General features: G+C 35.8%; 21 protein-coding genes, 3 tRNA genes and 1 riboswitch. Of the genes, 23 read left to right on the top strand and 1 reads right to left on the bottom strand.

The annotated features are described in order from the left end of the window. The first annotated feature begins 35 nt into the window (after window positions 1-35). Window positions 36-749, top strand: coding sequence for a DUF554 domain-containing protein (locus tag AN964_RS20255; RefSeq protein ID WP_055741625.1), 714 nt, complete (start codon window positions 36-38; stop codon window positions 747-749). A 371-nt stretch (window positions 750-1,120) separates the two neighbouring features. Here AN964_RS20255 and yyaC read toward each other — a convergent pair whose 3' ends face one another. Next, window positions 1,121-1,744: a spore protease YyaC gene (yyaC, locus tag AN964_RS20250; RefSeq protein ID WP_055741624.1), complete on the bottom strand. Its 624-nt coding sequence runs from the start codon at window positions 1,742-1,744 to the stop codon at window positions 1,121-1,123. A 419-nt stretch (window positions 1,745-2,163) separates the two neighbouring features. Between yyaC and AN964_RS20245 the strand changes: the two genes are divergently transcribed. The 22 genes from AN964_RS20245 (at window position 2,164) to rlmH (ending at window position 24,044) form a co-directional block, all read left to right on the top strand. Next, the gene (locus AN964_RS20245; RefSeq protein WP_055741623.1) at window positions 2,164-3,063 is read left to right on the top strand and encodes a mechanosensitive ion channel family protein; all 900 of its coding nucleotides are present in this window, start codon (window positions 2,164-2,166) and stop codon (window positions 3,061-3,063) included. A gap of 3 nt (window positions 3,064-3,066) precedes the next feature. Beyond that, on the top strand, window positions 3,067-3,264 hold the full coding sequence (locus AN964_RS20240) for a DUF951 domain-containing protein (RefSeq protein ID WP_055741622.1): 198 nt from the start codon (window positions 3,067-3,069) through the stop codon (window positions 3,262-3,264). A 289-nt stretch (window positions 3,265-3,553) separates the two neighbouring features. Continuing rightward, the gene (ychF, locus tag AN964_RS20235) at window positions 3,554-4,654 is read left to right on the top strand and encodes a redox-regulated ATPase YchF (protein ID WP_055741621.1); all 1,101 of its coding nucleotides are present in this window, start codon (window positions 3,554-3,556) and stop codon (window positions 4,652-4,654) included. Window positions 4,655-4,993: 339 nt separating this feature from the next. After that, window positions 4,994-5,281 carry a 30S ribosomal protein S6 gene (gene rpsF / locus AN964_RS20230; protein WP_055741620.1) on the top strand — a complete coding sequence of 96 codons (288 nt, stop codon included), beginning with the start codon at window positions 4,994-4,996 and terminating at the stop codon, window positions 5,279-5,281. 73 nt (window positions 5,282-5,354) lie between these two features. Further along, the gene (gene ssb, locus AN964_RS20225; RefSeq protein WP_055741619.1) at window positions 5,355-5,852 is read left to right on the top strand and encodes a single-stranded DNA-binding protein; all 498 of its coding nucleotides are present in this window, start codon (window positions 5,355-5,357) and stop codon (window positions 5,850-5,852) included. Window positions 5,853-5,886: 34 nt separating this feature from the next. Beyond that, window positions 5,887-6,126, top strand: coding sequence for a 30S ribosomal protein S18 (rpsR, locus tag AN964_RS20220; protein WP_055741618.1), 240 nt, complete (start codon window positions 5,887-5,889; stop codon window positions 6,124-6,126). Window positions 6,127-6,521: 395 nt separating this feature from the next. Continuing rightward, window positions 6,522-7,460 (top strand): YybS family protein, encoded by a 939-nt coding sequence (locus AN964_RS20215; RefSeq protein WP_055741617.1) that lies wholly within the window; start codon window positions 6,522-6,524, stop codon window positions 7,458-7,460. 22 nt (window positions 7,461-7,482) lie between these two features. Next, window positions 7,483-9,456, top strand: a complete 1,974-nt coding sequence (locus tag AN964_RS20210; protein WP_055741616.1) for a DHH family phosphoesterase — start codon at window positions 7,483-7,485, stop codon at window positions 9,454-9,456. Beyond that, window positions 9,453-9,902, top strand: a complete 450-nt coding sequence (gene rplI / locus AN964_RS20205; protein ID WP_055741615.1) for a 50S ribosomal protein L9 — start codon at window positions 9,453-9,455, stop codon at window positions 9,900-9,902. The genes AN964_RS20210 and rplI overlap by 4 nt, the downstream gene beginning before the upstream one ends. Window positions 9,903-10,260: 358 nt before the next feature. Continuing rightward, on the top strand, window positions 10,261-11,625 hold the full coding sequence (gene dnaB, locus AN964_RS20200; RefSeq protein WP_055741614.1) for a replicative DNA helicase: 1,365 nt from the start codon (window positions 10,261-10,263) through the stop codon (window positions 11,623-11,625). A 183-nt stretch (window positions 11,626-11,808) separates the two neighbouring features. After that, window positions 11,809-13,095, top strand: coding sequence for an adenylosuccinate synthase (locus tag AN964_RS20195; RefSeq protein ID WP_055741613.1), 1,287 nt, complete (start codon window positions 11,809-11,811; stop codon window positions 13,093-13,095). A gap of 432 nt (window positions 13,096-13,527) precedes the next feature. Further along, a tRNA-Lys gene (locus tag AN964_RS20190) sits at window positions 13,528-13,603 on the top strand. Window positions 13,604-13,640: 37 nt separating this feature from the next. Further along, window positions 13,641-13,717 (top strand) — tRNA-Asp (locus AN964_RS20185). 102 nt (window positions 13,718-13,819) lie between these two features. Further along, window positions 13,820-13,892, top strand: a tRNA-Phe gene (locus AN964_RS20180). 362 nt (window positions 13,893-14,254) lie between these two features. Beyond that, window positions 14,255-15,712 carry a LysM peptidoglycan-binding domain-containing M23 family metallopeptidase gene (locus AN964_RS20175; RefSeq protein ID WP_055741612.1) on the top strand — a complete coding sequence of 486 codons (1,458 nt, stop codon included), beginning with the start codon at window positions 14,255-14,257 and terminating at the stop codon, window positions 15,710-15,712. Between the two features lie 469 nt (window positions 15,713-16,181). Then, window positions 16,182-16,889 (top strand): response regulator YycF, encoded by a 708-nt coding sequence (gene yycF / locus AN964_RS20170; protein ID WP_055741611.1) that lies wholly within the window; start codon window positions 16,182-16,184, stop codon window positions 16,887-16,889. Window positions 16,890-16,893: 4 nt separating this feature from the next. Next, entirely contained in the window at window positions 16,894-18,708 is a 1,815-nt protein-coding gene (gene walK / locus AN964_RS20165; protein ID WP_055741610.1) for a cell wall metabolism sensor histidine kinase WalK, read from the top strand. Next, on the top strand, window positions 18,705-20,018 hold the full coding sequence (locus AN964_RS20160) for a YycH family regulatory protein (RefSeq protein WP_055741609.1): 1,314 nt from the start codon (window positions 18,705-18,707) through the stop codon (window positions 20,016-20,018). The genes walK and AN964_RS20160 overlap by 4 nt, the downstream gene beginning before the upstream one ends. Further along, window positions 20,005-20,895 carry a two-component system regulatory protein YycI gene (locus tag AN964_RS20155; protein ID WP_055741608.1) on the top strand — a complete coding sequence of 297 codons (891 nt, stop codon included), beginning with the start codon at window positions 20,005-20,007 and terminating at the stop codon, window positions 20,893-20,895. Before AN964_RS20160 ends, AN964_RS20155 begins: the two co-directional genes overlap by 14 nt. A gap of 16 nt (window positions 20,896-20,911) precedes the next feature. Further along, entirely contained in the window at window positions 20,912-21,706 is a 795-nt protein-coding gene (locus tag AN964_RS20150; protein ID WP_055741607.1) for an exodeoxyribonuclease YycJ, read from the top strand. A 297-nt stretch (window positions 21,707-22,003) separates the two neighbouring features. Then, the gene (locus tag AN964_RS20145) at window positions 22,004-23,257 is read left to right on the top strand and encodes a S1C family serine protease (protein WP_055741606.1); all 1,254 of its coding nucleotides are present in this window, start codon (window positions 22,004-22,006) and stop codon (window positions 23,255-23,257) included. 307 nt (window positions 23,258-23,564) lie between these two features. Further along, window positions 23,565-24,044 (top strand): 23S rRNA (pseudouridine(1915)-N(3))-methyltransferase RlmH, encoded by a 480-nt coding sequence (gene rlmH / locus AN964_RS20140; RefSeq protein WP_055741605.1) that lies wholly within the window; start codon window positions 23,565-23,567, stop codon window positions 24,042-24,044. A gap of 275 nt (window positions 24,045-24,319) precedes the next feature. Beyond that, window positions 24,320-24,400, top strand: a riboswitch (glycine riboswitch). Window positions 24,401-24,410: the final 10 nt, after the last annotated feature.

Below are 24,410 nucleotides of genomic sequence, written 5' to 3'. Positions count from 1 at the left end.
TATATGAAAGCAGCCATGCAGAAGAGGGTGAGGGTATGGTATTATTAGGAACCATTGTGAATGGGGTTTGCATAATCGTCGGATCGTTGTTAGGTAAGCTATTACATAGAATCCCGGAAAAATTAAAAGGGACTGTCCTGCATGCAATTGGTTTAGCGGTAATGGTATTAGGTTTACAAATGGGATTTAAAAGCGGAAATTTTTTAATCGTAATCTTAAGTCTAGTATTTGGTGCTGTTATAGGAGAATTATTGGCGTTGGAGGATAAATTAAATCAACTTGGAAAATGGCTGGAAAGGAAAATAGGCTCCAGTAACCAGGGAAGTATTGCAGATGGATTTGTCAATGCAACTTTAATATTTGTTATTGGTGCAATGGCGATTATTGGTGCATTAGATAGCGGCATTCGCGGCGATCATGATGTTTTATATACTAAGGCAATCATTGATGGTTTTACTGCGCTTATTCTTACGACCACTTTAGGAATAGGTGTTATTTTTTCCGTAATCCCAGTTGTTATATATGAGGGAATTATTGCACTTTTCGCTACTCAAATAGATCACTTTGTTCCAAAGGAAATAATGGACTCATTTATTAAAGAGATGACGGCAACTGGTGGAATTATGATTTTTGCCATCGGGTTGAATATCACGGGAATTACGAAAATCCGCGTAGCAAATTTATTGCCCGGAATCCTTGTAGTAGCAATTATTGTAACTATTATCCATTTTTATCATTTATTTTTTTAAAGGGGGAATTTTTTTCTCCCCTTTTTTATATTGTCTAGCGCAAGCAGCCATCAGGTAGCGGATTTTCTACTTCTTCTCCCTATCATCAGTCAGCATCCTTATTTTCCTGAATTTGGCGTCCAAAACTGCTAAGGTGAAATTGCAATGCTAATTTTCACTCATTCGTACACCGATGAGCTTTTATCTATTCGGAGTTATTAAATTCACTGACAATGAATGAGAGCCACCGGAATCCACCTTTCCAGAGAAATATTGTGCTGTATTTTTATATTAATATTTTTATAGTTTATTTTCTATTGGAAATTTTACAAAAAAAGAAGATGGATTAAATTAAATAAACCATCTTCTAAGTATCTTTTTATAGATAAAAATCAAATAGTATTTTCTTGATTTTCACTCCATTTTAACTTTAATAAGGAATGTTGATATCGATAGGAAAGACTGGCTCGGTAAATTCCGTCCGCGATGGTTTTAGCCATGTTTAAAACCAAATGTAAGCGGGTATTCTGTAGTACAAAAAATTCCATGAACCCACTCACATTCACAATGCCAGTGATATGCATGTTTCCAACAAAAGGTAATTCCTTTTTTACGCCTGCACCGGGTTTCACCGGTCCATCACCAATTTGAATCATACCAACGCTTTTTAGCTTTCCTAAACATGCATCAATCCCAATAATAAAAGGGTGATCATATGTATTATTAATGGTCTGAAGTTTTTCTTCTAAATTAACGGCATGAATGGGGTCCTCAAGTGTACCATATATATGAAATGGAAACTTTCCTTTTTCCTTAAGAAATGTACCAATAAGTGGTCCTAAAGAATCTCCTGTTGAACGGTCGGTTCCAATGCAAACAATAATTATTGGAACATCTATTTCTTCCGGCAGCATGGATAATAAATGCCTGGCAACAGTTCCTTTGGCAGTAATATCATCATATGGAATTTTTACTTCTTCTATTTTTCGATCAAATAGGCCTTTGCCAATATTCATACTATCCACCCCTTGTTAATGGTAGGCTGTTTTCGAATAAATTGTTGCTTTTCGGAAGGATTTTAAGTCTAAAAACAGATTGGTGACGTGTTCTTTTCCGAATTTAAAAAGCCTTAGACAAAAATACCAGCGATAAAATTTAACCATAAAAAACAACAAAGTTTACGAAAAGAGCCTAATGGTATTAACAGTATACGGAGGAAAGTATTTTTCTATACATAGAGTATGGGAAATATGGAAAAATAATATATTTATACGTATTGTTAGTAATGAGATATTTGAGTTTAATGAGTAAAGAAATCTACTTTTATATCACAATAATAATATGTAGTTGGATAAATAAGTCTCTTCCATACAAAAATAAGTGAAATGCTGATAAAATAATAATATTTGGAGAGTAAACAGGAGGATGTGGTCTCTTGAATTATTTTGAAAAAGTGTTAACTAGCGCTACAGCTAAATTGCTTAATCAGGATTTATGGGTCCACATAGGAGAAACTATTTTAAAAATCATCATCGTTCTTGTAGTTGCCCAGATTTTCATTAAAATTGCAAAGGCAGCAATACGGAATATTTTTAGAGTACGATCAAAATCGCCTCTCCGTATTTCAGAGAGAAGAGAAAATACCCTGCATAAACTACTTGAAAATATAGTAACCTATGTCGTTTATTTCGTAGCATTAATTACCATTCTTTCATTATTAACAATTGATGTAAAAGGATTATTGGCTGGGGCAGGTATCGTAGGATTGGCAGTTGGATTTGGGGCACAAAGTCTTGTGCGCGATATTATTTCCGGCTTCTTTATTATTTTTGAAGATCAATTTTCTGTAGGAGATTATGTTGGAATTGGAAAATACGTTGGAACTGTTGAAGAAATTGGGCTGCGAATAACGAAGATTAAAAGCTGGACCGGGGAATTGCATATTCTACCTAATGGAAGAATTACAGAGGTTACTAACTACTCCATTCATAATAGTATTGCGGTAGTAGATATAAATATCCCATATGATGGCAATATTGAAAAAGCCGAAAAAGTCATAGAGGATTTATTGCCAATTATGTCAAATAAGTATGAGGAAATAGTTAATCCACCTGAATTGTTAGGTGTTCAACAATTAGGCACTTCCGATATAATGTTAAGAGTTATTGCAGAAACGGAGCCAATGAGACATTGGTATATTGCAAGAATGCTGCGGAAGGAAATAAAGATGGCATTGGATAATAACGGAATTAAAGCGCCTTTTCCAAAGCTTGTTATGTATTCTCGAAATGAAGATGCTGACCATTATAATCATCGGGTTCATAGGGGGGAATAGAATATGGAGCAAAAAGAATTTGGGCTGAATGATATAGTCGAGATGAAAAAACAACACCCATGTGGAACAAATCGCTGGAAAATCATTCGAATGGGGATGGACATCCGGATCAAATGTGAAGGCTGTGGTCATAGTGTCATGATCCCACGTAAGGAATTCTCTAGAAAAATGAAGAAAGTTTTAGTAAAGCATGAAGAGTGATTCATGCTTTTTATTATTTTGGAAGGGATGAAATGAAAAATAGTCAACGTCTAGCTACTGCGCTTATCGGCTAGTGGATTTCTCCTTTTCCTCCCTTAGATAAGTCAACATCGACTCGTCCCTCGCCGTGTTTCCTAAATCTTGTGTCAAAGACTACGAAATCCATACGTTGATGGACAAGGCGCTTGCGCTTTTCTTCTATTATCCATATAATTGTGAAAGGTTTATTTTTCGAAGAGACTAGAGGAATGTATGAACTAATAAATAGATTTTAGGGGAGTGACCAAGTATGGCGCTTACAGCGGGTATTGTAGGGTTACCGAATGTTGGAAAGTCTACATTATTTAATGCAATTACAAAAGCTGGGGCAGAATCTGCAAACTATCCATTTTGTACGATTGATCCTAATGTTGGAATTGTTGAGGTTCCAGATGAACGTTTAAATAAATTAACAGAGCTTGTTCAACCGAAAAAGACGGTCCCAACTGCATTTGAATTTACAGATATTGCAGGAATTGTAAAGGGAGCAAGCAAAGGGGAAGGGTTAGGAAACAAATTCCTTTCCCATATTCGCCAAGTAGATGCTATTTGTCATGTAGTACGTTGTTTTGCTGATGGAAATATTACTCACGTGTCAGGAAAAGTTGACCCAATTGATGATATTACAACGATTAATCTTGAATTAATTCTTGCTGATCTTGAATCTGTGGAAAAAAGAATCGGCAGGGTAGAGAAGTTAGCAAAACAAAAAGACAAAGATGCAGTAGCAGAATATGAAATTTTAGTGAAATTGAAAGAAGCATTTGAGGCTGATAAACCAGCACGTTCGGTAGAATTTACGGAAGAGCAATTGAAACTTGTAAAAGGATTGCATCTTTTAACAAGTAAACCTGTATTATATGTTGCGAACGTTGGGGAAGATGAAGTTGCGGATCCGACAAATAATGAATATGTTCAAAGGGTAAAAGAATTTGCTAAAGAGGAAAATGCTGAAGTAATCGTTATTTGTGCAAAAATCGAAGAGGAAATCGCTGAGCTTGAGGATGATGAAAAAGCTATGTTTTTAGCGGAACTAGGCATTGAGGAATCAGGTCTGGATCAGTTAATTAAAGCGGCTTACAGCTTACTTGGACTAGCTACTTATTTTACGGCAGGGGTTCAGGAAGTCCGTGCTTGGACATTCAGAAAAGGGATGAAAGCACCACAATGTGCCGGAATAATTCATTCCGATTTTGAAAAAGGATTTATTCGAGCAGAAACTGTTTCTTATGATGATTTAATGGCGGCAGGGTCTATGACAGCTGCTAAAGAAGCCGGGAAAGTTCGCCTCGAAGGAAAAGAGTACTTCGTACAAGACGGAGATGTTATGCATTTTAGGTTTAATGTTTAATGGAATGGGCAGTGCAATTGCACTGCCTTTTTATAGTTTTCGCATAAAGCAGTTCATTAGGGGACTGGAATCCTCGAAACCAAGTTATTATCAAAATACATAAGTTGTAAATAAATATTGGGAAAATTCAATAAATAATATTTACAAGAACATGTGTTTGTTATAAAATAAAGACATGTACAAAGATAATAATTCTTATCCAAGAGTGAGAGCGGAACAATCATTGCATTTAGGTCATTGTTATGCTATAATTTGTACTTGTGAGTAATGAACGTATAAATACATTGCTCCTTGCCCTTTTAAAAAGGGCCGCATAGTCCATAAGGAGGTGACAGAAAGATGAAAAAGTACGAAATTATGTACATTATCCGTCCAAATATTGAGGATGAAGCAAAAAAGGCTTTAGTTGAGCGTTTTGATAACGTATTGACAACTCAAGGTGCGGAAATCATCGAATCTAAAGACTGGGGCAAGCGCCGTCTTGCATACGAAATTGAGGACTTCCGTGATGGTTTCTACCGTCTAGTGAAAGTAAACTCAAACCCAGAAGCGGTTCAAGAATTTGACCGTCTTGCTAAGATTAGCGGAGATATTATCCGCCACATCGTTGTTAAAGAAGAAGAATAATTTTAGTTGAAATTTTATATAAAAGACTTTTGTTTCACGTGAAACAGGAGCTAAAGGGAAGGGGTTGATTCTGATGATGAACCGCGTAGTTTTAGTGGGTCGATTAACTAAAGACCCTGATTTACGATACACTCCAAGTGGAGTACCAGTTGCCACATTTACACTTGCTGTAAATCGCACTTTTACGAATCAGCAAGGTGAAAGGGAAGCAGATTTTATTAATTGTGTAGTTTGGCGAAAACCAGCGGAAAATGTAGCTAACTTTCTTAAAAAAGGTAGTCTAGCTGGCGTTGATGGTCGTTTGCAAACACGTAATTATGAAGGACAAGATGGCAAACGTGTGTATGTCACAGAGGTAGTGGCAGAAAGTGTTCAATTCTTAGAGCCTAGAAATGCATCGCCTGAACGTGGTGGCAACAATGATTTTTATGGCGGTGGCCAAAGAAATCAAGGCAACTCATTTGGTAATCAGAATCAACAGCGTAACCAAGGCTATACTCGCGTGGATGAAGATCCATTCTCCAATGATGGTCAACCGATTGACATCTCTGATGATGATCTTCCATTCTAATATGAACTTTCTTAGATAAAAGGAGGGAAATAAAATGGCAGCAGGTGGACGCAGAGGCGGACGTAAACGCCGTAAAGTGTGCTATTTCACAGCAAATGGAATTACACACATCGATTATAAAGATGTAGATTTACTAAAAAAATTCATCTCTGAACGTGGAAAAATTCTTCCTCGTCGTGTAACTGGTACAAGCGCTAAATACCAACGTAAATTAACGATTGCTATTAAACGTGCTCGTACAATGGCATTACTACCATATGTTTCAGGTGAATAATTTTTAAATATAAACACAACAAGCTTTAAAACTTGTTGTGTTTTTTATTGTTTTTTAATTTAATTTTAAGGTTTGCTTGTTATATTAAGGATGTAAGGACAATGTATAGCAGTAGGCAAACAGCATAGCCTTTCTTTTTTACCCCCTTTTATATAGTTACCCGGCGATGAGCCGGGTACTTTTTATTTTCACTATAACTATTTGATAGTGTCTGGAGAATTTACAAAATTTGAAATGCATTACAACATTTTATTGCTTTTTTCGGTAAGAATAAAAAGAAAAGTAGATAATGTTTTGAATAAAACTTGAGCTTTTTATTAATCCACTATCTTATGGTAAAATATAGCCAAGCTTGTCGGTTTATAGGTAATTTGAAAGGGGTAAGTAGGGAAAAAGTGAAAAATGTCAGAGTAATAACGGAAGGGGCTCTGCTCCTTGCAGTATATACGGTCCTGTTTTTAATTTATTTGTATATTCCTGTCTTATTCATAATAGCTACAATGTTTCTTGTCCTTCCATTTCTTCTATATAGTGCAAAACATCCTTTAAAATATTCCATTGTCTTTTTTATTGCCAGTATCTTGATTTCTGCGCTAATGGGTACGGTATTATCGATTCCTAAAGCAATTATCTTTGGAGCGACTGGAATCGTTATGGGATACCTTGTACAGATGAATAAATCGAAATTTATTATTTATATTGCTTCGAGCTTAACCTTTTTATTATTTAATATCCTAGGCTATATTGTGTCGGTAAAACTTTTCAATATTAACTATTTGCAACAAATATCTGAACAGCTTCAGGAGTCATTTCATCGATCTGCCGATATATTAAAGGCTATTGGTCAAGGACAAACTGACCAAACATTAGAAAATATACAAAATGCAATATCTTTATTAACAACTTTATTTCCTGCTATGCTAGTTATCATCTCATTTATGATGGTATGGCTATTTATTATTATTAACTTCCCTATTGCCAAACGATTTCGTGTAAATGTACCTAAATGGGAGCCCTTTCATAAAATACAACTACCAAAAAGTGTGTTGTGGTATTATTTAATTACCATGCTTTTATCTTTAGTTATTCACCCTAAAACGGGTAGTTATGTAGCAACAGCATTGATGAATTTAGCAGTTATTTTTCAAATTTTTATGTTGATTCAAGGTTTTTCTTTGGTATTTTATTTCGGGCATCTGCAAAAATGGTCAAAAGGTATATATACCTTGATTGTAATCTTTTCGTTCTTTTTTCCGCCAGCTATGTTTGTTATCCTGATATTAGGTATAATCGATTTAGGTATGGACATAAGAAGTAAACTAAAAGGATTATGATTCACTTAAAGGAGCTGATTACATGCCTTCATATTTTAGTAAGCGAATGGTTCGATATCCGTTATATGGCTTAATCGCGATATCATTAGCCCTTTTAGGTGTTGTAGCGATTTTCTATTGGTGGATTTCTGTAATTGCAATTATTTTATTAGGAATTTTATTTTATTTTGCTTTTCTATTTGAACAAAAATCCCATGAGGATATTGAAGAATATATTTCCACTCTCTCCTACCGGGTTAAGCGAGTCGGGGAAGAGGCTTTAATGGAAATGCCGATAGGGATTATGCTGATAAATGATGATTATTTTATTGAATGGACAAATCAATTCATGGCTTCCTGCTTTAATGAGGATACGCTTGTAGGTAGGTCACTTTATGATGTGGCAGAAACATTGGTTCCTTTGATTAAACAGGAAATGGATTCTGAGACGGTTACCATTAATGATCGCAAGTATCAGGTGATTCTAAAATTAGAAGAAAAGCTCTTATACTTCTTTGATGTTACAGAGCAAATGGAAATTGAGAAACACTATTTGGATGAACGTTCTGTTATATCCATAATCTTTTTAGATAACTATGATGAACTGACACAAGGCATGGATGATCAAACTCGCAGCAGTCTAAATAGTTTAGTCACCTCGATTCTTAATAAATGGGCAACCGTGTATGGCATCTTTTTAAAAAGGATTTCCTCTGAACGGTTTATCGCTATTTTTAATGAAAAAATATTACGGGAGTTAGAAAAGGATAAATTCTCCATTTTAGATGAGGTTCGGGAAACAACAGCAAAACAAAATGTCCCACTAACATTAAGTATTGGGATTGGTTCCGGAATTTCCATATTACCTGATCTAGGCGCACTTGCCCAGTCGAGCTTAGATATTGCTCTGGGGCGTGGTGGGGATCAGGTAGCGATGAAGCAACTAAATGGCAAAGTAAAATTTTATGGCGGTAAAACAAACCCTGTAGAAAAGCGAACAAGGGTGAGGGCACGCGTCATTTCGCATGCATTAAGGGAATTAATGCTGGAAAGTGATAAAGTTATTGTAATGGGTCATAAGTATCCGGACATGGATGCGGTTGGGGCAGCAATTGGAATACGTAAAGTGGCCCAGATGAACCAAAAGGAAGCATATATTGTTATTAATGAATCTGAAATTGACACAGGGGTCAAACGGTTAATTGAAGAAGTAAAACAGCATCCAGATACGCTTACTCGTTTTATATCTCCTGAAGAGGCTTTAGAAATGGCCACAGAGGAATCATTATTAGTAATCGTCGATACGCATAAGCCATCTTTTGTCATTGAAGAAAAATTAATCAAAAAGATTGAAAATATTGTGGTGATCGACCACCATCGCAGAGGGGAAGATTTTATAAAAAATCCTTTGCTGGTTTATATGGAGCCATATGCTTCTTCCACCTCAGAATTAGTAACGGAACTGCTTGAGTATCAGCCTAAAAATGAAAAGGTAAATATGTTGGAAGCGACTGCACTTCTTGCGGGAATTATTGTAGATACGAAAAGCTTTACATTAAGAACCGGTTCGAGAACCTTTGATGCAGCATCCTATTTAAGAGCTTTAGGTGCGGATACTGTCTTAGTTCAAAAGTTTTTGAAGGAAGATATTAATACGTATGTAAAAAGAGCAAAGCTTATTGAAACGGTAAAATTTTATTCAAAAGGTATTGCGATAGCAAAAGGTGACAATGAACAAAAAACGGATCCCGTTGTTACTGCACAAGCTGCGGATACATTATTAACGATGGACGGAGTAACTGCCTCGTTTGTGATTACAAAGAGAGCAGAAAATGAAATAGGAATCAGTGCACGTTCCTTGGGAAATGTGAATGTTCAAGTTATAATGGAAGCATTAGGGGGTGGCGGCCATTTATCCAATGCTGCTACCCAATTAAAAGATGTGACAATTGAAGAAGCCGAGCAAATGTTAAAGACGGCAATTGATGAATATATAGAAGGGAGCACCAAATCATGAAAGTAATCTTTTTAAAAGATGTAAAAGGCAAAGGAAAAAAAGGTGAAACAAAAAATGTAGCAGATGGCTATGCTCACAATTTCCTGATAAAGCAAGGACTAGCTGTTGAAGCTACAAATGCTAATTTAAAGGGATTGGAAGCACAAAAGAAGAAAGAACAACAACTGGCAAAAGAAGAATTAGAAGAAGCCAAAAAACTAAAAGAGGTTTTAGAAAAAATTACAGTTGAACTTAAAGCAAAATCCGGTAATGGCGGAAGATTATTCGGTTCCATCACAAGTAAGCAAATTTCAGAAGAGCTTAAGAAAACGCATAAAATACAAATTGATAAGCGTAAAATGGAATTAAATGATGCCATTCGTGCGTTGGGATACACAAAAGTACCTGTAAAATTGCATTCCGATGTAACAGCTACATTAAATGTGCATGTTACAGAAGAAAGTTAAAATTGCCAGCTACAAAAATATCAGTTCATGATAAAATAGAATAGTCGTATGAATGGAAGAACCATTCAACATGTGATTTTTATAAATGTGGTCTTGTTATTTGATCACATTTTTTTGTTTAGTGTGTGCAGGGCTTTTTTATTATAAAATTATCTAACAAATATAGATTCTGTCTAGCTCCAGCGCCTATCGGCGTACGGATTTCTACGTCTCCTCCCTAAGATAAGTCAACATCAGCTGGTGAACTACCTCAGCGCGGTTTCCTTTATCTCGAGGGGAGCGACTACGAAATCCGTACGCCGATGGGCAAGGCGCTTGCGCTTTTATTATTCCGTAGATGATTAGGGGGTTAGGATATATGAGTGATTTATTTGCGGATCGTATGCCGCCTCAGAATATTGAAGCGGAACAAGCAGTTTTAGGTGCTGTATTTCTTGAACCATCTTCACTTATTACAGCTTCGGAAATTTTAATTCCAGAGGACTTTTATCGAAATGCCCATCAAATAATTTTCAACATTTTCTTAAAGCTTAATGATGCGGGGAAAGCAGTTGACTTAGTAACGGTTGCGGAAGAATTAGCCGCGTCCAAACAACTGGAGGATGTCGGGGGTATCAGTTATTTAAGTGAATTAGCAGGTTCTGTTCCTACGGCTGCAAATATTGAGTATTATGCTAGAATCGTAGGGGAAAAATCACTACTAAGAAGATTAATTAGGACAGCAACAACCATTGCTACAGATGGCTATACTAGAGAAGATGAAGTAGATGAATTGCTCAGTGAAGCCGAAAGAAGCATTATGGAGGTTGCTAACCGCAAAAATGCCGGAGCATTCCATAATATTAAAGATGTTCTTGTCCGTACTTATGATAATATTGAGCTTCTTCATAATCGAAAGGGCGATATTACCGGTATTCCAACTGGGTTTACAGAGCTTGATAGCATGACTGCTGGTTTTCAGCGAAATGATTTGATCATTGTGGCAGCCCGTCCATCTGTGGGGAAAACAGCCTTTGCTTTAAATATTGCTCAAAATGTAGGAACAAAGGCTGGAGAAAATGTAGCGATTTTTAGTCTCGAGATGGGTGCAGAGCAGCTCGTGATGCGTATGCTTTGTGCAGAAGGAAATATAAATGCCCAAAATTTAAGAACTGGTTCCTTAACAGATGAGGATTGGCGGAAACTAACCATGGCAATGGGAAGTTTATCTAACTCAGGTATTTTTATCGATGATACGCCGGGGATCCGAATAAATGAAATACGTTCTAAATGCCGCAGATTGAAGCAAGAACATGGTCTGGGAATGATTTTGATTGATTATTTGCAATTAATTCAAGGAAGCGGAAGATCAAATGAAAACCGGCAACAAGAGGTTTCCGAAATATCCCGTTCTTTAAAAGCTTTGGCACGTGAATTAGAAGTACCTGTTATTGCATTGTCACAGTTATCTCGTGGTGTAGAACAGCGTCAAGATAAACGTCCAATGATGTCTGATATTCGTGAATCGGGAAGTATCGAGCAGGATGCGGATATCGTTGCCTTCCTATATCGTGATGATTACTATGATAAAGAATCGGAGAATAAAAATATCATAGAAATTATTATTGCGAAGCAACGTAACGGCCCGGTTGGAACAGTTTCTTTAGCGTTTGTGAAGGAATATAATAAATTTGTTAATTTAGAAAGAAGATTTGATGATGCAGGAATTCCTGCTGGTGCATAAGAGGAAATTGGTATATTGCCAGTTTCCTTTTTTTATAGGCAAATTTCAACAAATATACGAATAAATTTAGAATATTAATCTATTATTGTTCGTGTTTTGGTTGACTTTTTTATTGTAATTGATAAAATAGGTATGTTGTTACATGAAGACCGTGAATAATTAAATTTTCGGAGGTGTTCAAGAATGTCTTCAGTAGTTGTAGTAGGTAGTCAATGGGGAGATGAAGGAAAAGGAAAAATTACCGATTTCCTTTCTGAGAATGCAGAGGTTATTGCCCGTTATCAAGGTGGTAATAATGCTGGACATACTATTCGTTTCGATGGCGAAACCTATAAGCTTCATCTAATTCCATCTGGAATTTTTTATAAAGAAAAAATAAGTGTGATTGGAAATGGAATGGTTGTCGATCCAAAAGCACTTGTAGAAGAATTAAAGTACCTACATGATAGAGGCATCGCGACAGATAACCTTCGTATAAGTAATCGTGCACATGTCATTCTTCCTTATCATTTGAAACTGGATGAGGTTGATGAAGAACGTAAAGGTGCAAATAAAATCGGCACAACGAAAAAGGGTATTGGACCTGCTTACATGGATAAAGCTGCAAGAGTTGGTATCCGTATTGCTGATTTATTAGATCGTGAAGTATTTGAAGAAAAGCTTGCACGTAATCTAGAGGAAAAAAACCGTTTACTTGAACGAATTTATGAAACAGAAGGATTTAAATTAGAAGATATATTAGATGAGTATTATGAATATGGCCAACAATTTAAGCAGTATGTTTGTGATACATCTGTAGTTTTAAATGATGCATTAGATGATGCGAAAAGAGTGCTATTTGAAGGGGCACAAGGTGTAATGCTTGATATTGATCAAGGGACATATCCTTTTGTTACTTCTTCCAACCCAATTGCGGGCGGTGTTACAATCGGCTCAGGTGTTGGGCCAACTAAAATAACACATGTTGTTGGTGTAGCAAAAGCTTATACTTCTCGTGTGGGAGACGGACCTTTTCCAACGGAATTAAAGGATGAGATAGGTAATCAAATCCGTGAGGTAGGACGTGAATATGGAACAACAACGGGACGTCCACGCCGTGTAGGCTGGTTTGATAGCGTTGTTGTAAGACATGCTAGAAGAGTGAGCGGCCTCACTGATCTTTCCTTGAACTCTATAGATGTTTTAACAGGTCTTGAGACGGTGAAAATCTGTGTCGCTTATAAATATAATGGAGAAGTTTTAGAAGAATTTCCAGCAAGCCTAAAAGTCTTAGAGCAATGTGAACCAGTATATGAAGAACTTCCAGGTTGGACAGAGGATATCACTGGCTGCAAAACATTAGATGAGCTTCCTGCAAATGCACGTCATTACTTAGAGCGTGTTTCTCAACTAACAGGTATCCCATTATCCATTTTCTCTGTAGGTCCTGATCGTTCCCAGACAAATGTAATTTATAGTGTGTGGAGATAATAGAAATCCACAAGTTGATTATTGCATTACTGGATAAATAAAGAGCTGATTTCCAAGTGAAATCAGCTCTAAAATTTTTTTGAAAAAATTTTGTCGAAATGTGTTGCCATAAATGAAATCTATATGGTAATATAGAACATGTTGTTGCGATAAATGAAAACAAAGTAATACGAGCCATTAGCTCAGTCGGTAGAGCACGATGAATAATCTTCGAAGCGAAACATCCAGCGTACAGCTTGAGCCACAACTTGAATAAGCTTACTGAAAGCTGGACGAAGCGAACGCAATCTTGTAATAGAATGAAGAACAAGTACGGCTTTCATCAGCGTACCAATCGAGCTGCTACTTGAATAATCTTTCTGAGATTGGGACGTCGTAGATGCGCTCAGGAAGAAAGCATCATGAAATCTTTTTTTCTACAATCTTAATTACGAGCCATTAGCTCAGTCGGTAGAGCATCTGACTTTTAATCAGAGGGTCGAAGGTTCGAGTCCTTCATGGCTCACCATTTAAAATATTTATTTTCAAGTAAACTTGAAAACTATGGTCCGGTAGTTCAGCTGGTTAGAATGCCTGCCTGTCACGCAGGAGGTCGCGGGTTCGAGTCCCGTCCGGACCGCCATTTATACTACATAAATTCTGAATAGTTTGTAATGGAATCTGCTACTTGTAAGAGCTTTCCGAAAGTGACCTCAAACTATATTTAGGAACTTAATATTATTACGGCTCGGTAGCTCAGTCGGTAGAGCAAAGGACTGAAAATCCTTGTGTCGGCGGTTCGATTCCGTCCCGAGCCATCTACCAAAAAGCACTGCGATGACAAAGACTCTCGCGGTGCTTTTTTATTTCTTTTCTGCTTGTAATCATTTTGTAATATTGTTAGTAATATTTTACTATAATAAATCCTCTGTATACCATATGAAATCCTCCCGTTCATCCCTTGATATATCTCCTTTTTTCGACAAAATAATCCAAAGTTATATTTTTATTGTCAAAAAAGTTAGGTTTATTTTGTAACTATTTATACAATTATGTTACATTGTGAGAAAAATACCCTATAAATATATGATTTTATGATATCTTATAAAAGTGCAAAAATATTTGAATATTTTTACCTAGTATAAAAGATGGAAAGGTATCATATATAGGAGGGTTACCAATGGATTGGAAAAGGAGAAATCTAAGATTTACTTCCAATTTTCCAAAACTAAATAAAGCAAAAGCCAAGAATCTATTTAAGATAGCAGCGATAGCATCACTATTTATTTTAACTCTATCCTTCACGAATATTCCTACGAATGCGGAAACAGAAATTAAAACTGTTTATCATGTCTATATAAATCAACAATACATTGGTACGGTTTCAGATAAAGAAATCATTGAAAAATTAGCAGATGAGAAAATACATAATGCTCAAAATCAATATGGAAATGACCAAATAGATATCAGTAATGATATTACATACATTCCAGAACAAGTCTTTCGTCCTGTAACTGATAATAATGATGCTGTACAAAAGGCATTAGATATACTTACTGTAAAAGCGGAAGCTGCTGGTATCTTTATAAATGATAAGCCGATTGTGTATGTTCAAAATGAACAGGATGCTAACAATGTAATCGAGAATTTAAAGCTGCACTATGTATCGAGAAAAGATCTTGCTGCAATCAAATTACAACAGCCGTTACCACCATTGAAAAAGAACCAATCACGTATTTTAGACGTTTCTCTTGGTGAAAAAGTTTCAATTCAAAATGAAGAAGTCGATCCGAATGAAATTTTAACCGTAGATCAAGCAGTGGATTACTTATTAAAAGGTACTCTAATGGAAAAAAAATATACGGTTAAAGATGGTGATGTATTAGGGCAGATTGCGGAAGATCATCATTTAAAACAAAAGCAGTTATTAAAGATGAATCCCGGCATTAAAGAGGATTCATTAAAAATTGGCCAGAAATTAAAAGTGACAGCATATAATCCTTTAGTCCATGTCATCGTACAAAGAGAATCCTACAAGGTCGAAAAAGTTCCATATAAAAAGGAAGTAATCCAAGATAAATCAATGTTTAAGGGCGATACAAAGGTTAAACAAAAAGGGCATAACGGAAAAAGTGCCATTACTTATGTTGTAACCGAAGAAAATGGAAATGTTACTAAGAAAGATGTTAAGAAGGAAGATGTCATTCAAAAACCCGTAACAAATATTGTAGTAAAAGGAACAAAAGTAGTTCCTTCCCGAGGATCTGGCACTTTTGCTTGGCCAACCAATGGGGGATACATTTCCAGTACAATGGGGTACCGTTGGGGTCAGCTCCATAAAGGAATTGATATTGCCAGGCCGAGTGACCGTACTATTAAAGCTGCAGATAACGGAGTAGTCGTGTCTGCAGGATGGGATAATGGCGGTTATGGAAATATGATAGAGATTGATCATCGTAACGGGTATGTTACTATATATGGCCATCTAAGCTCGATTAATGTCTCTGTTGGACAAACAGTTTCAAAGGGAGCCAATATTGGGGTTATGGGTGCCACTGGGGATTCTACTGGGATTCATCTTCACTTTGAAGTTCATAAAAATGGAAGCTTAAAAAATCCCCTTGATTATTTAAGGTAAATGTATTGATACCTCTAGGTTATCTAGGGGTATTTTTATTACTCGTTTTTTTAGCAAAAATCCTCTGGTGAATTTTAAAGTCGTCTATTAATTTTAGAAATGACCCTCAACTTGGTTATACACTTTCCGTATTTTATATAATGTGCGCTATACATGTTACAATGTGCCTATTCTTTTTATATGGTCCTGATTCTACGATAGAAAGTGCCCTCTACACAATTCTTTTTACACTTCATCCAAGTGATGGGTTAACTGGAAAAAGCATTTATAGCGAAATAGATGAATAAAAGATGATAACATGATACATTAAAATAGAGGAATTGTAGCAAAAATATAGAAAGAATATTGTTAGGCAGATAAATTTTGAATTAAAGATTTTTTCGGGAAGGAATTTCATGGATAAAGATTTCTTCCAGCGAGTTGGATATATAGATTACGTTTATTATTTTATCTTGAGGAGAGTACGAAAATGGAAAAGACGATATTAGTGGTTGACGATGAAAAGCCGATTGCAGATATATTGCAATTTAATCTTCAAAAGGAAGGATACACAATTTATTGTGCATATGACGGAGAAGAAGCATTAAGGATGGTAGAAGAGGTTCAGCCAGATCTTCTTATCCTGGATATCATGCTTCCTAAACGCGATGGTATGGAAGTATGTAGAGAGGTTAGAAAGAAATATGAAATGCCGATTATTATGTTAACGGCGAAGGATTCTGAAATTGATAAGGTTTTAGGATTGGAATTAGGTGCAGATGACTATGTAACAAAGCCCTTTAGTACTAGAGAATTAATTGCTCGTGTTAAGGCAAATCTACGCCGTCATCAAGCAGTTGCTTCTTCAGAGGACGAGGAAGAAAATAGTGAAATCACTATTGGGTCCCTTGTTATTCATCCAGATGCATATGTCGTATCTAAACGCGGTGAAACCATCGAATTGACCCACCGTGAATTTGAACTTCTATATTATTTAGCTAAGCATATTGGTCAAGTAATGACACGTGAACATTTGCTTCAAACAGTTTGGGGCTATGACTATTATGGCGATGTCAGAACAGTGGATGTAACGGTGCGACGTCTTCGCGAAAAAGTGGAGGATAATCCGAGCCATCCAGCGTGGATCGTAACAAGAAGGGGAGTAGGTTACTACTTGCGCAATCCTGAACAGGAGTAATGTAATGAAAAAAGTAAGCTTTTTGCAGTCTATTCATGTAAAGTTTGTATTGATTTATCTATTATTAATCTTATTTGCGATGGAAATTATCGGTGTTTACTTCGTAAATAAACTCGAGGACAAGCTTGTAAAAAACTTTAAAGATTCAATTGAGCTTCGTACCAAAACGATGCAGTACAGTCTTTTAGAAGTATTAATGGATAAGGAAGATCAAGAAACCCCATTAAAGATAAAAAAGGTTTTATCTGGATATAACAGCAGTGATATTGCTGAGGTAAGATTGGTTAATAATCGCAGTGTCATTTTAGGTACTTCGGATTCGGATAACCAAGGATTAGTTGGGCAAAAAATGACCAATGACTTGGTGAAACTATCCATTAATACAGAGGAACTACAGGATAAGGTTTATTTTGACCCTTCCACACATAAAAGAATATATGTGCTTGCGTCTCCGCTTAAAAATAATGGAAAGATTTATGGTTATCTATATTTAGTGACAAAAATTGAATCGGTATACAATCAGTTAGATGAAATTAATAATATCTTTACAACTGGTACCGCTATTGCGATGGTACTGACAGCTATACTTGGGATTGTTTTGGCTCAGACAATAACAAGGCCAATTGCAGACATGAGAAGGCAAGCATTGGCGATGGCAAAAGGAAACTTCTCCCGAAAGGTTAAAGTATATGGGAATGATGAAATTGGACAGTTGGCTTATTCGTTCAACCATATGACCAAAAAACTACAAGAAGCCCAAGCAACGACAGAAGGGGAACGAAGGAAATTAACTTCTGTTTTATCCAATATGACGGATGGAGTTATTGCAACGGACCGTAGGGGAAGGGTTATCCTGATTAATGATGCAGCTACAGAAATGATCGATGTTTCACGTGAAACAATTCTCTCACAAAACATTGTAACAGCTTTAGGAATTGAAAGAGATCATTCCTTTAATGACTTATTAAATGAAAAGGAATCGATTATTCTCGATTTTAGCACGGACGAGGAACCGTATATTTTAAGAGGAAATATCTCTGTTATTCAAGGTGAAACTGGTTTTGTTAGCGGCCTTATTATTGTTCTGCATGATATTACAGAGCAAGAAAAGATTGAAATGGAGCGGCGGGAATTTGTAGCAAATGTCTCTCATGAATTACGGACCCCATTGACAACAATGAGAAGCTACCTGGAAGCTTTAGCGGATGGTGCATGGCAGGACAAAGAAATAGCACCACGGTTTTTAAGTGTTACTCAAAATGAAACTGAGCGAATGATTCGTATGGTAAATGACTTATTTAAGCTATCCAAAATGGATAGAGCGGATGATCCGTTAAATAAAGATTGGATAAACTTTATCGAATTCTTCCATCATATTATTGATCGTTTTGAAATGACAAAGCCGGAATATATTTCTTTTAAACGTAAACTTCCTAATGAAGCACTGTTTGTTGAAGTTGATGAAGATAAAATGACTCAAATCCTGGATAATATCATTTCAAATGCGATTAAGTATTCACCGGAGGGCGGTCAAATTACCTTTAGGGTAAAAGCACAAGAAGATTCGATAGAAGTAAGTATTTCTGATCAAGGGCTAGGTATACCGAAGGATAAATTGAAGAAGATATTTGAACGATTCTATCGTGTTGACAAGGCACGTACCCGTCAAATGGGTGGAACAGGTTTAGGACTTGCTATTGCCAAGGAAATGGTGGAAGCGCATGGTGGTACCATTTCTGCAAAAAGTGTTGAAGGAAAAGGGACGACTATTAGTATATCCCTTCCATTCGACCGTTCACTAGAGGATGATTGGTCATGAAGTTTGAAACAATAAAAACCATTATTCTAACACTATTAGTCGCGGGCAGTATTTATTTAACATGGTCTGTTTGGACATACAAACCTAGCTACCATGAACTCAATCAGGATGTAACTAATACGCCAATTTCAGCTGCTAAGAAAATTCCAGATTTGATAAAGCCTAATAAAATTGTGCTCCATCAAAATCATACCCATTTGGGAACAGTGGAAGTGACGGAAATAGACCGTGTAATCAACGAAATGCAAGAATGGCATTTCTTTGATATAGGAACCCAAAAAACATTAACGGATAACGAACTTCGTTATTTTATTCAAGAAAATAATCATATGGAGATTGATTTTCCTAGCAGAGTCCCATTTGAAGTCTATAAAGGAATTCTGCAAATCAATAAAAAACAAACATCAAATATATACTTTGACAAAATTGTAATTGATTTTGAAAAAGGGGCGCAGAAAGAAAAAAATATTTATTTTATCGATACAGAGAACCGTAAAATGGCAAGTTCATCTGTAAGTAATAATGAAATTCAAGCCTTTTTAAATAGAACGAAGCAAAAACAAAAAAGTGTATATTCCCCATATGAGTTTGTTGAGCTAGGGAACAATCACTACACATTTTTGCCAAAGTCTACTACCTCTATTTCGCAATATGAATATACAATTAAGGATAAAGATGAATTGGAAAGCTTTAAAAAGATATTATTTAATGATCCTAATTCTATACAAAAAAGTGAATCAAAAGATAAAATTGAATACTTCAGCAGTACCAGCTTGATGAAAATTGATTTAAAGAATAATATGTTATCGTTTGTCAACCCTGCGGAGAATCTAAGTTATAAATCTGATCCAAGAACTTTATTAAATCAAAGTATAAATTTTGTGAATGAACATGGTGGCTGGACAGGTGAATATCGATTTTTTAATTTAGATAATAATAGTCACCAGGTTATTTTTCGATTATTTATGGATGGATATCCTGTTTTTAACTCAAATGATATGGCGGAAATTCAGCAAATTTGGGGAGAAAATGATGAGATTTACGAATATCGACGTCCATATGTAGCTTTAGAAACGCAATGGAACTATTCTAAAAAGACCCTTCCATCTGGAAAGCAGGTCTTAAAAGACCTATTAGCAAACCCACATATTCAAAAGAATAGTATTCAGGATCTCGAAATCGGTTATACCATGCAAATGGATCCGGATACTTCAGAAGCTTTTTCTTTTGAACCAAAATGGTATTGCTTATATGAAGGTACTTGGTCCCCAGCGTTAGAAATAGGGAGGGGTCAAAATGGAATGGAGTAAGACAAAAACCATGTTTATTATTGTATTCCTGATCCTGGACTTATTTTTGGCAACACAGCTTTTCAATAAATATTCCAAGGGCCAAATAGATGTCATTCAAAACACTTCTGATGAAGAAAGGTTAAAAGCGGATGAAATAACGTACGATCAACTCCCAAGTGATAACACTACCAGTCAGTATGTGAAGGGAAAATCTAAAATATTTACAAATAAAGATATAAAGAGTATTGGGAAAAACCAATCCGCCTTAATTACGAAGGATGGGACAGGTATTACTTCGTATTTTAACAAACCTATTGTAGTTTCAGGACAAATAAATCAGGATTCGATGGAACAGGTGGTCAAGAAAAATATTCTCTATGGAGACCAGTATACCTTTTGGAAATATGATAAAGATATGAAACAAATTATATATAGCCAAACATATAAAGGTAAAAAAATATATCAAAATATTAATGGTCAAATTATCTTTTATTTGAATGATAAAAATGAAATCGTTTCGTATGATCAAACATTACTGAAATTTGGTGAAGATAGCGAATTAAAAGAGGGGGATGTTCTGGCACCAATTAAGGCGATTGATACCCTTCATAATAAAGGGATGCTAAAACGCAAAAGTCATATAAAGACACCAGATTTAGGCTACTATACAAGGATCCAATCCTCTGACTTGCAATTATTAGTGCCAACTTGGCATTTTACTGTTGTTCATGACGGCAAAACCGAGGATTTTTTCGTAAATGCATTTGAGGGTGAAGTCTTCAATATGAATAATAGTAGTAGTATAAATGATCCAAATTCAAATTCAAAAAATGATTCACCAATACAGGATAAATTGGACTTAAAAGAAAAACAAAAAGAACCAGGAGATTATTAATACAGGAGTGAACGTAATGTCCTTGCATTTTAGTGTGCTTGCAAGTGGAAGCACAGGAAATGCGATATATGTTGAAACAGATGAACATTCATTTTTAGTAGATGCTGGTTTTAGCGGGCGTCAAATGGAAGCCTTGTTTCAAAAAATTGATCGCAAAATAGAAAATTTAAACGGAATACTTGTTACACATGAGCATAGCGACCATATTAAAGGGGTAGGGGTTTTAGCAAGAAAATATGATTTGCCTGTCTATGCAAATCAGAAAACCTGGTCTGCAATGGAAGGATTAATTGGCGAAATTCCTACAGAGCAAAAGTTTACCTTTGATATGGAAACCGTTAAGTCGTTTGGCGGGTTAAGCATTGAATCATTTGGTGTTTCCCATGATGCTGCGGAACCAATGTTTTACGTTTTCCATCAAGATAATAAGAAGATTGTTTTAATTACAGATACAGGATATGTAAGCGACCGCATGAAGGGCATTATTTCGAATGCAAATGTATATATATTTGAGAGTAATCACGACGTGCAAATGCTTAGGATGGGTCGATATCCTTGGAATATAAAACGACGTATATTAAGTGATGTCGGCCATGTTTCCAATGAGGATGCAGCAGTTGCGATGAGCGATGTGATAGGAGATCAGACAAAGAGAATCTATTTAGCTCACTTAAGTCTGGACAATAATTTAAAAGACTTAGCTCGAATGAGTGTCACGCAAACATTACAATCAAGAGGCTTGATAGTTGGAGAATCTTTTGATCTTTATGATACAGATCCGAAGATTCCCACCCCATTAACAGCAGTTTAGAAAAATAGGTTTACAAGAATAGTAGTTTCGGGAATAAAAGTGGAGACAGGAAAACATCGTTTTTTTTGCTCCACTTTTTTTAATAAAAATGGTTACAACGATGAGAAATAACCTTCCGTAGAACAATAAATACGCACACCTGTCAAGAGCTTAGCTTATTATGTATTAAATATTAAAAAAAATTAAAAATGGTAATTCTTATGAGGTTTTAATTAATTTTTAATAAATGCTGATTATAATAATAGCATATATAGGCAAAATAATATGAGCTTACCTTTTGAGAAAGGAATGATTGCTATGGGTTATTATGATCAAGATGATCAAGGACAAAGCCGTTATCGAAAAGAAAAAGGAAAAGGTGGGTATCTACTATCAAGTTTAGTTGGTGTAATCATTGGTGCTCTTATCGTATTGCTAGTTGTCCCGAATATTGGTGGTATTTTATCCAAAAACACAACACAAGATAAACAAGAAACAGCTACTGCTATTCCTAATAAAAATAATGTGCAAGGGAAAAATGTTTCTCTTAATGTAACAACAGATGTTACGAATGCAGTAAGTAAAGCAGAAAAAGCAGTTGTGGGGATTGCAAACATACAATCTCAAGGCTTTTGGTCACAGGATGGCATAAGCGGCAGCCAAGGAAAAGGTCGATCAACTGAACAAGAAACAGGGTCAGGTTCAGGAGTTATTTATAAGAAAGCTAACGGAAAAGCCTATATAGTAACCAATAACCACGTGGTAGAAGGTGCAGATCAGCTAGAAGTAACTTTATCGAACGGCACAAAACTTCCAGCAAAATTATTAGGCAGTGATATATGGACAGACTTAGCAGTAGTGGAAGTGGACGGTTCGAAAGTATCAACGATCGCACAATTTGGAGATTCTAGTAAATTGAAGCTGGGTGAACCCGTTATTGCAATTGGTAACCCACTAGGCGAACAGTTTGCTGGATCTGTAACACAGGGTATTGTTTCTGGTATCAATCGTACTGTACCAGTGGACATTAATAACGATGGTGTAGAGGATTGGCAAGCGGAAGTAATTCAAACCGATGCTGCTATCAATCCTGGTAATAGTGGTGGAGCACTCATTAATATTGACGGTCAAGTAGTTGGTATAAATTCCATGAAAATTGCTCAAGAAGCCGTTGAGGGAATTGGATTTTCTATCCCAATTAATTATGTAGAACCAATTATTACAAAGCTTGAGAAGTTCGGAAAGATTACAAGACCATCTATGGGTGTAACTTTACAGAATGTTAGTGACATACCGGCATATCACCAACAAGAAACATTACACTTACCAAAGGATGTTACAGACGGTGTTATGATTGAATCTGTTGACCCTAAATCACCAGCTGAAAATGCAGGTTTAAAAGAACTTGATGTAATTATAAAATTAGATGGACATAAAGTTAGCGATGTCCTTGAATTAAGAAAGTATTTATACGATAAGAAAAAACCTGGTGATACAATGAAGGTTACATTCTATCGTAATGGTAACTTAAAAGAAGTTACTGTAAAATTGTCTAATGAGTCAAGAATGTAATCACATGTGAATAAAAAAAATGCAGGGGATAAATGACCCCTGTATTTTTTTTGTGGATAAAAAACTATGGTATGATGGAATGTGGATAATATGGAATACAATCAAATTTTTAGGTAAAAAGCAGGAAAATTATTATGCAAATATGACCGTTGATTGGGTCTTAAGCACTTATCCACAAGTGTGAATAGAATAATATATATTGTGGAGAACAAATATTCCTATACAAAATGTGGATAGATAATGTGGATATGTGGATAAGTTCTGTGGATATCTTGTTTGTAATCTGTTTGTAAAGTGGGGATGAATTGTGAATATCTCAATTATCGCAGTTGGAAAACTAAAAGAAAAATACTTAAAACAAGGAATAGACGAATATTTAAAAAGATTAACCGCCTATGCAAAAGTAGAAATCATCGAAGTGCCAGACGAAAAAGCACCGGAAATTCTAAGCGAAACCGAAATGGAACAAGTCAAACAAAAAGAAGGAGAACGAATCCTAGCGAAAATCAGCCAGGATACACATGTGATCGCTCTGGCAATTGAGGGTAAAATGAAAACTTCAGAAGAACTTGCAGATGGATTAGACAAGCTCGCGACATATGGGAAAAGTAAAATTGCATTTGTGATTGGTGGCTCGCTTGGATTAAGCTCGGAAGTTATGCAGCGAGCGAATGAAAGTTTATCCTTTTCGAAGATGACGTTTCCGCATCAGCTGATGAGATTGGTGTTGGTGGAGCAGGTGTATCGGGCGTTTCGGATTATTCGGGGGGAACCGTATCATAAGTAAATGAGGTTTTAGAAAACGGGGGAATTTCATCATTTTATTAATAAAAGTAGTTTAATAGGTGAAGTCCAGTTAGCTTAGTTATATAAATATATCGCAGATAAAGGTAGTTTTTTATTGGGTCATTGTAAAATTTTCTCTGAATAAGAGTTTAAATGGATTTTTAAGTATGTGGTTGACAAAGTAATGAACTACTACTAAAATTAAAAATTATTTAGCAATAATTAATAGAATTTAATCATTAGCAGGCTATGATTGCTATGGATCACACTATAGCAGGAGCAGCTTCTGGAGAGATCGCAAGAATTTTGCGGCGCCGAAGGGTTCACAATCTCAGGCAAAAGGACAGAAGAGTACTGAATATTTATT

Origin of the sequence: Heyndrickxia shackletonii (genome assembly GCF_001420715.1) — a bacterium.
Lineage (GTDB): Bacteria > Bacillota > Bacilli > Bacillales > Bacillaceae_C > Margalitia > Margalitia shackletonii.
The sequence above is the reverse complement of the archived record's forward strand: the minus strand, read 5'-3'. Positions and strand labels throughout refer to the sequence as shown.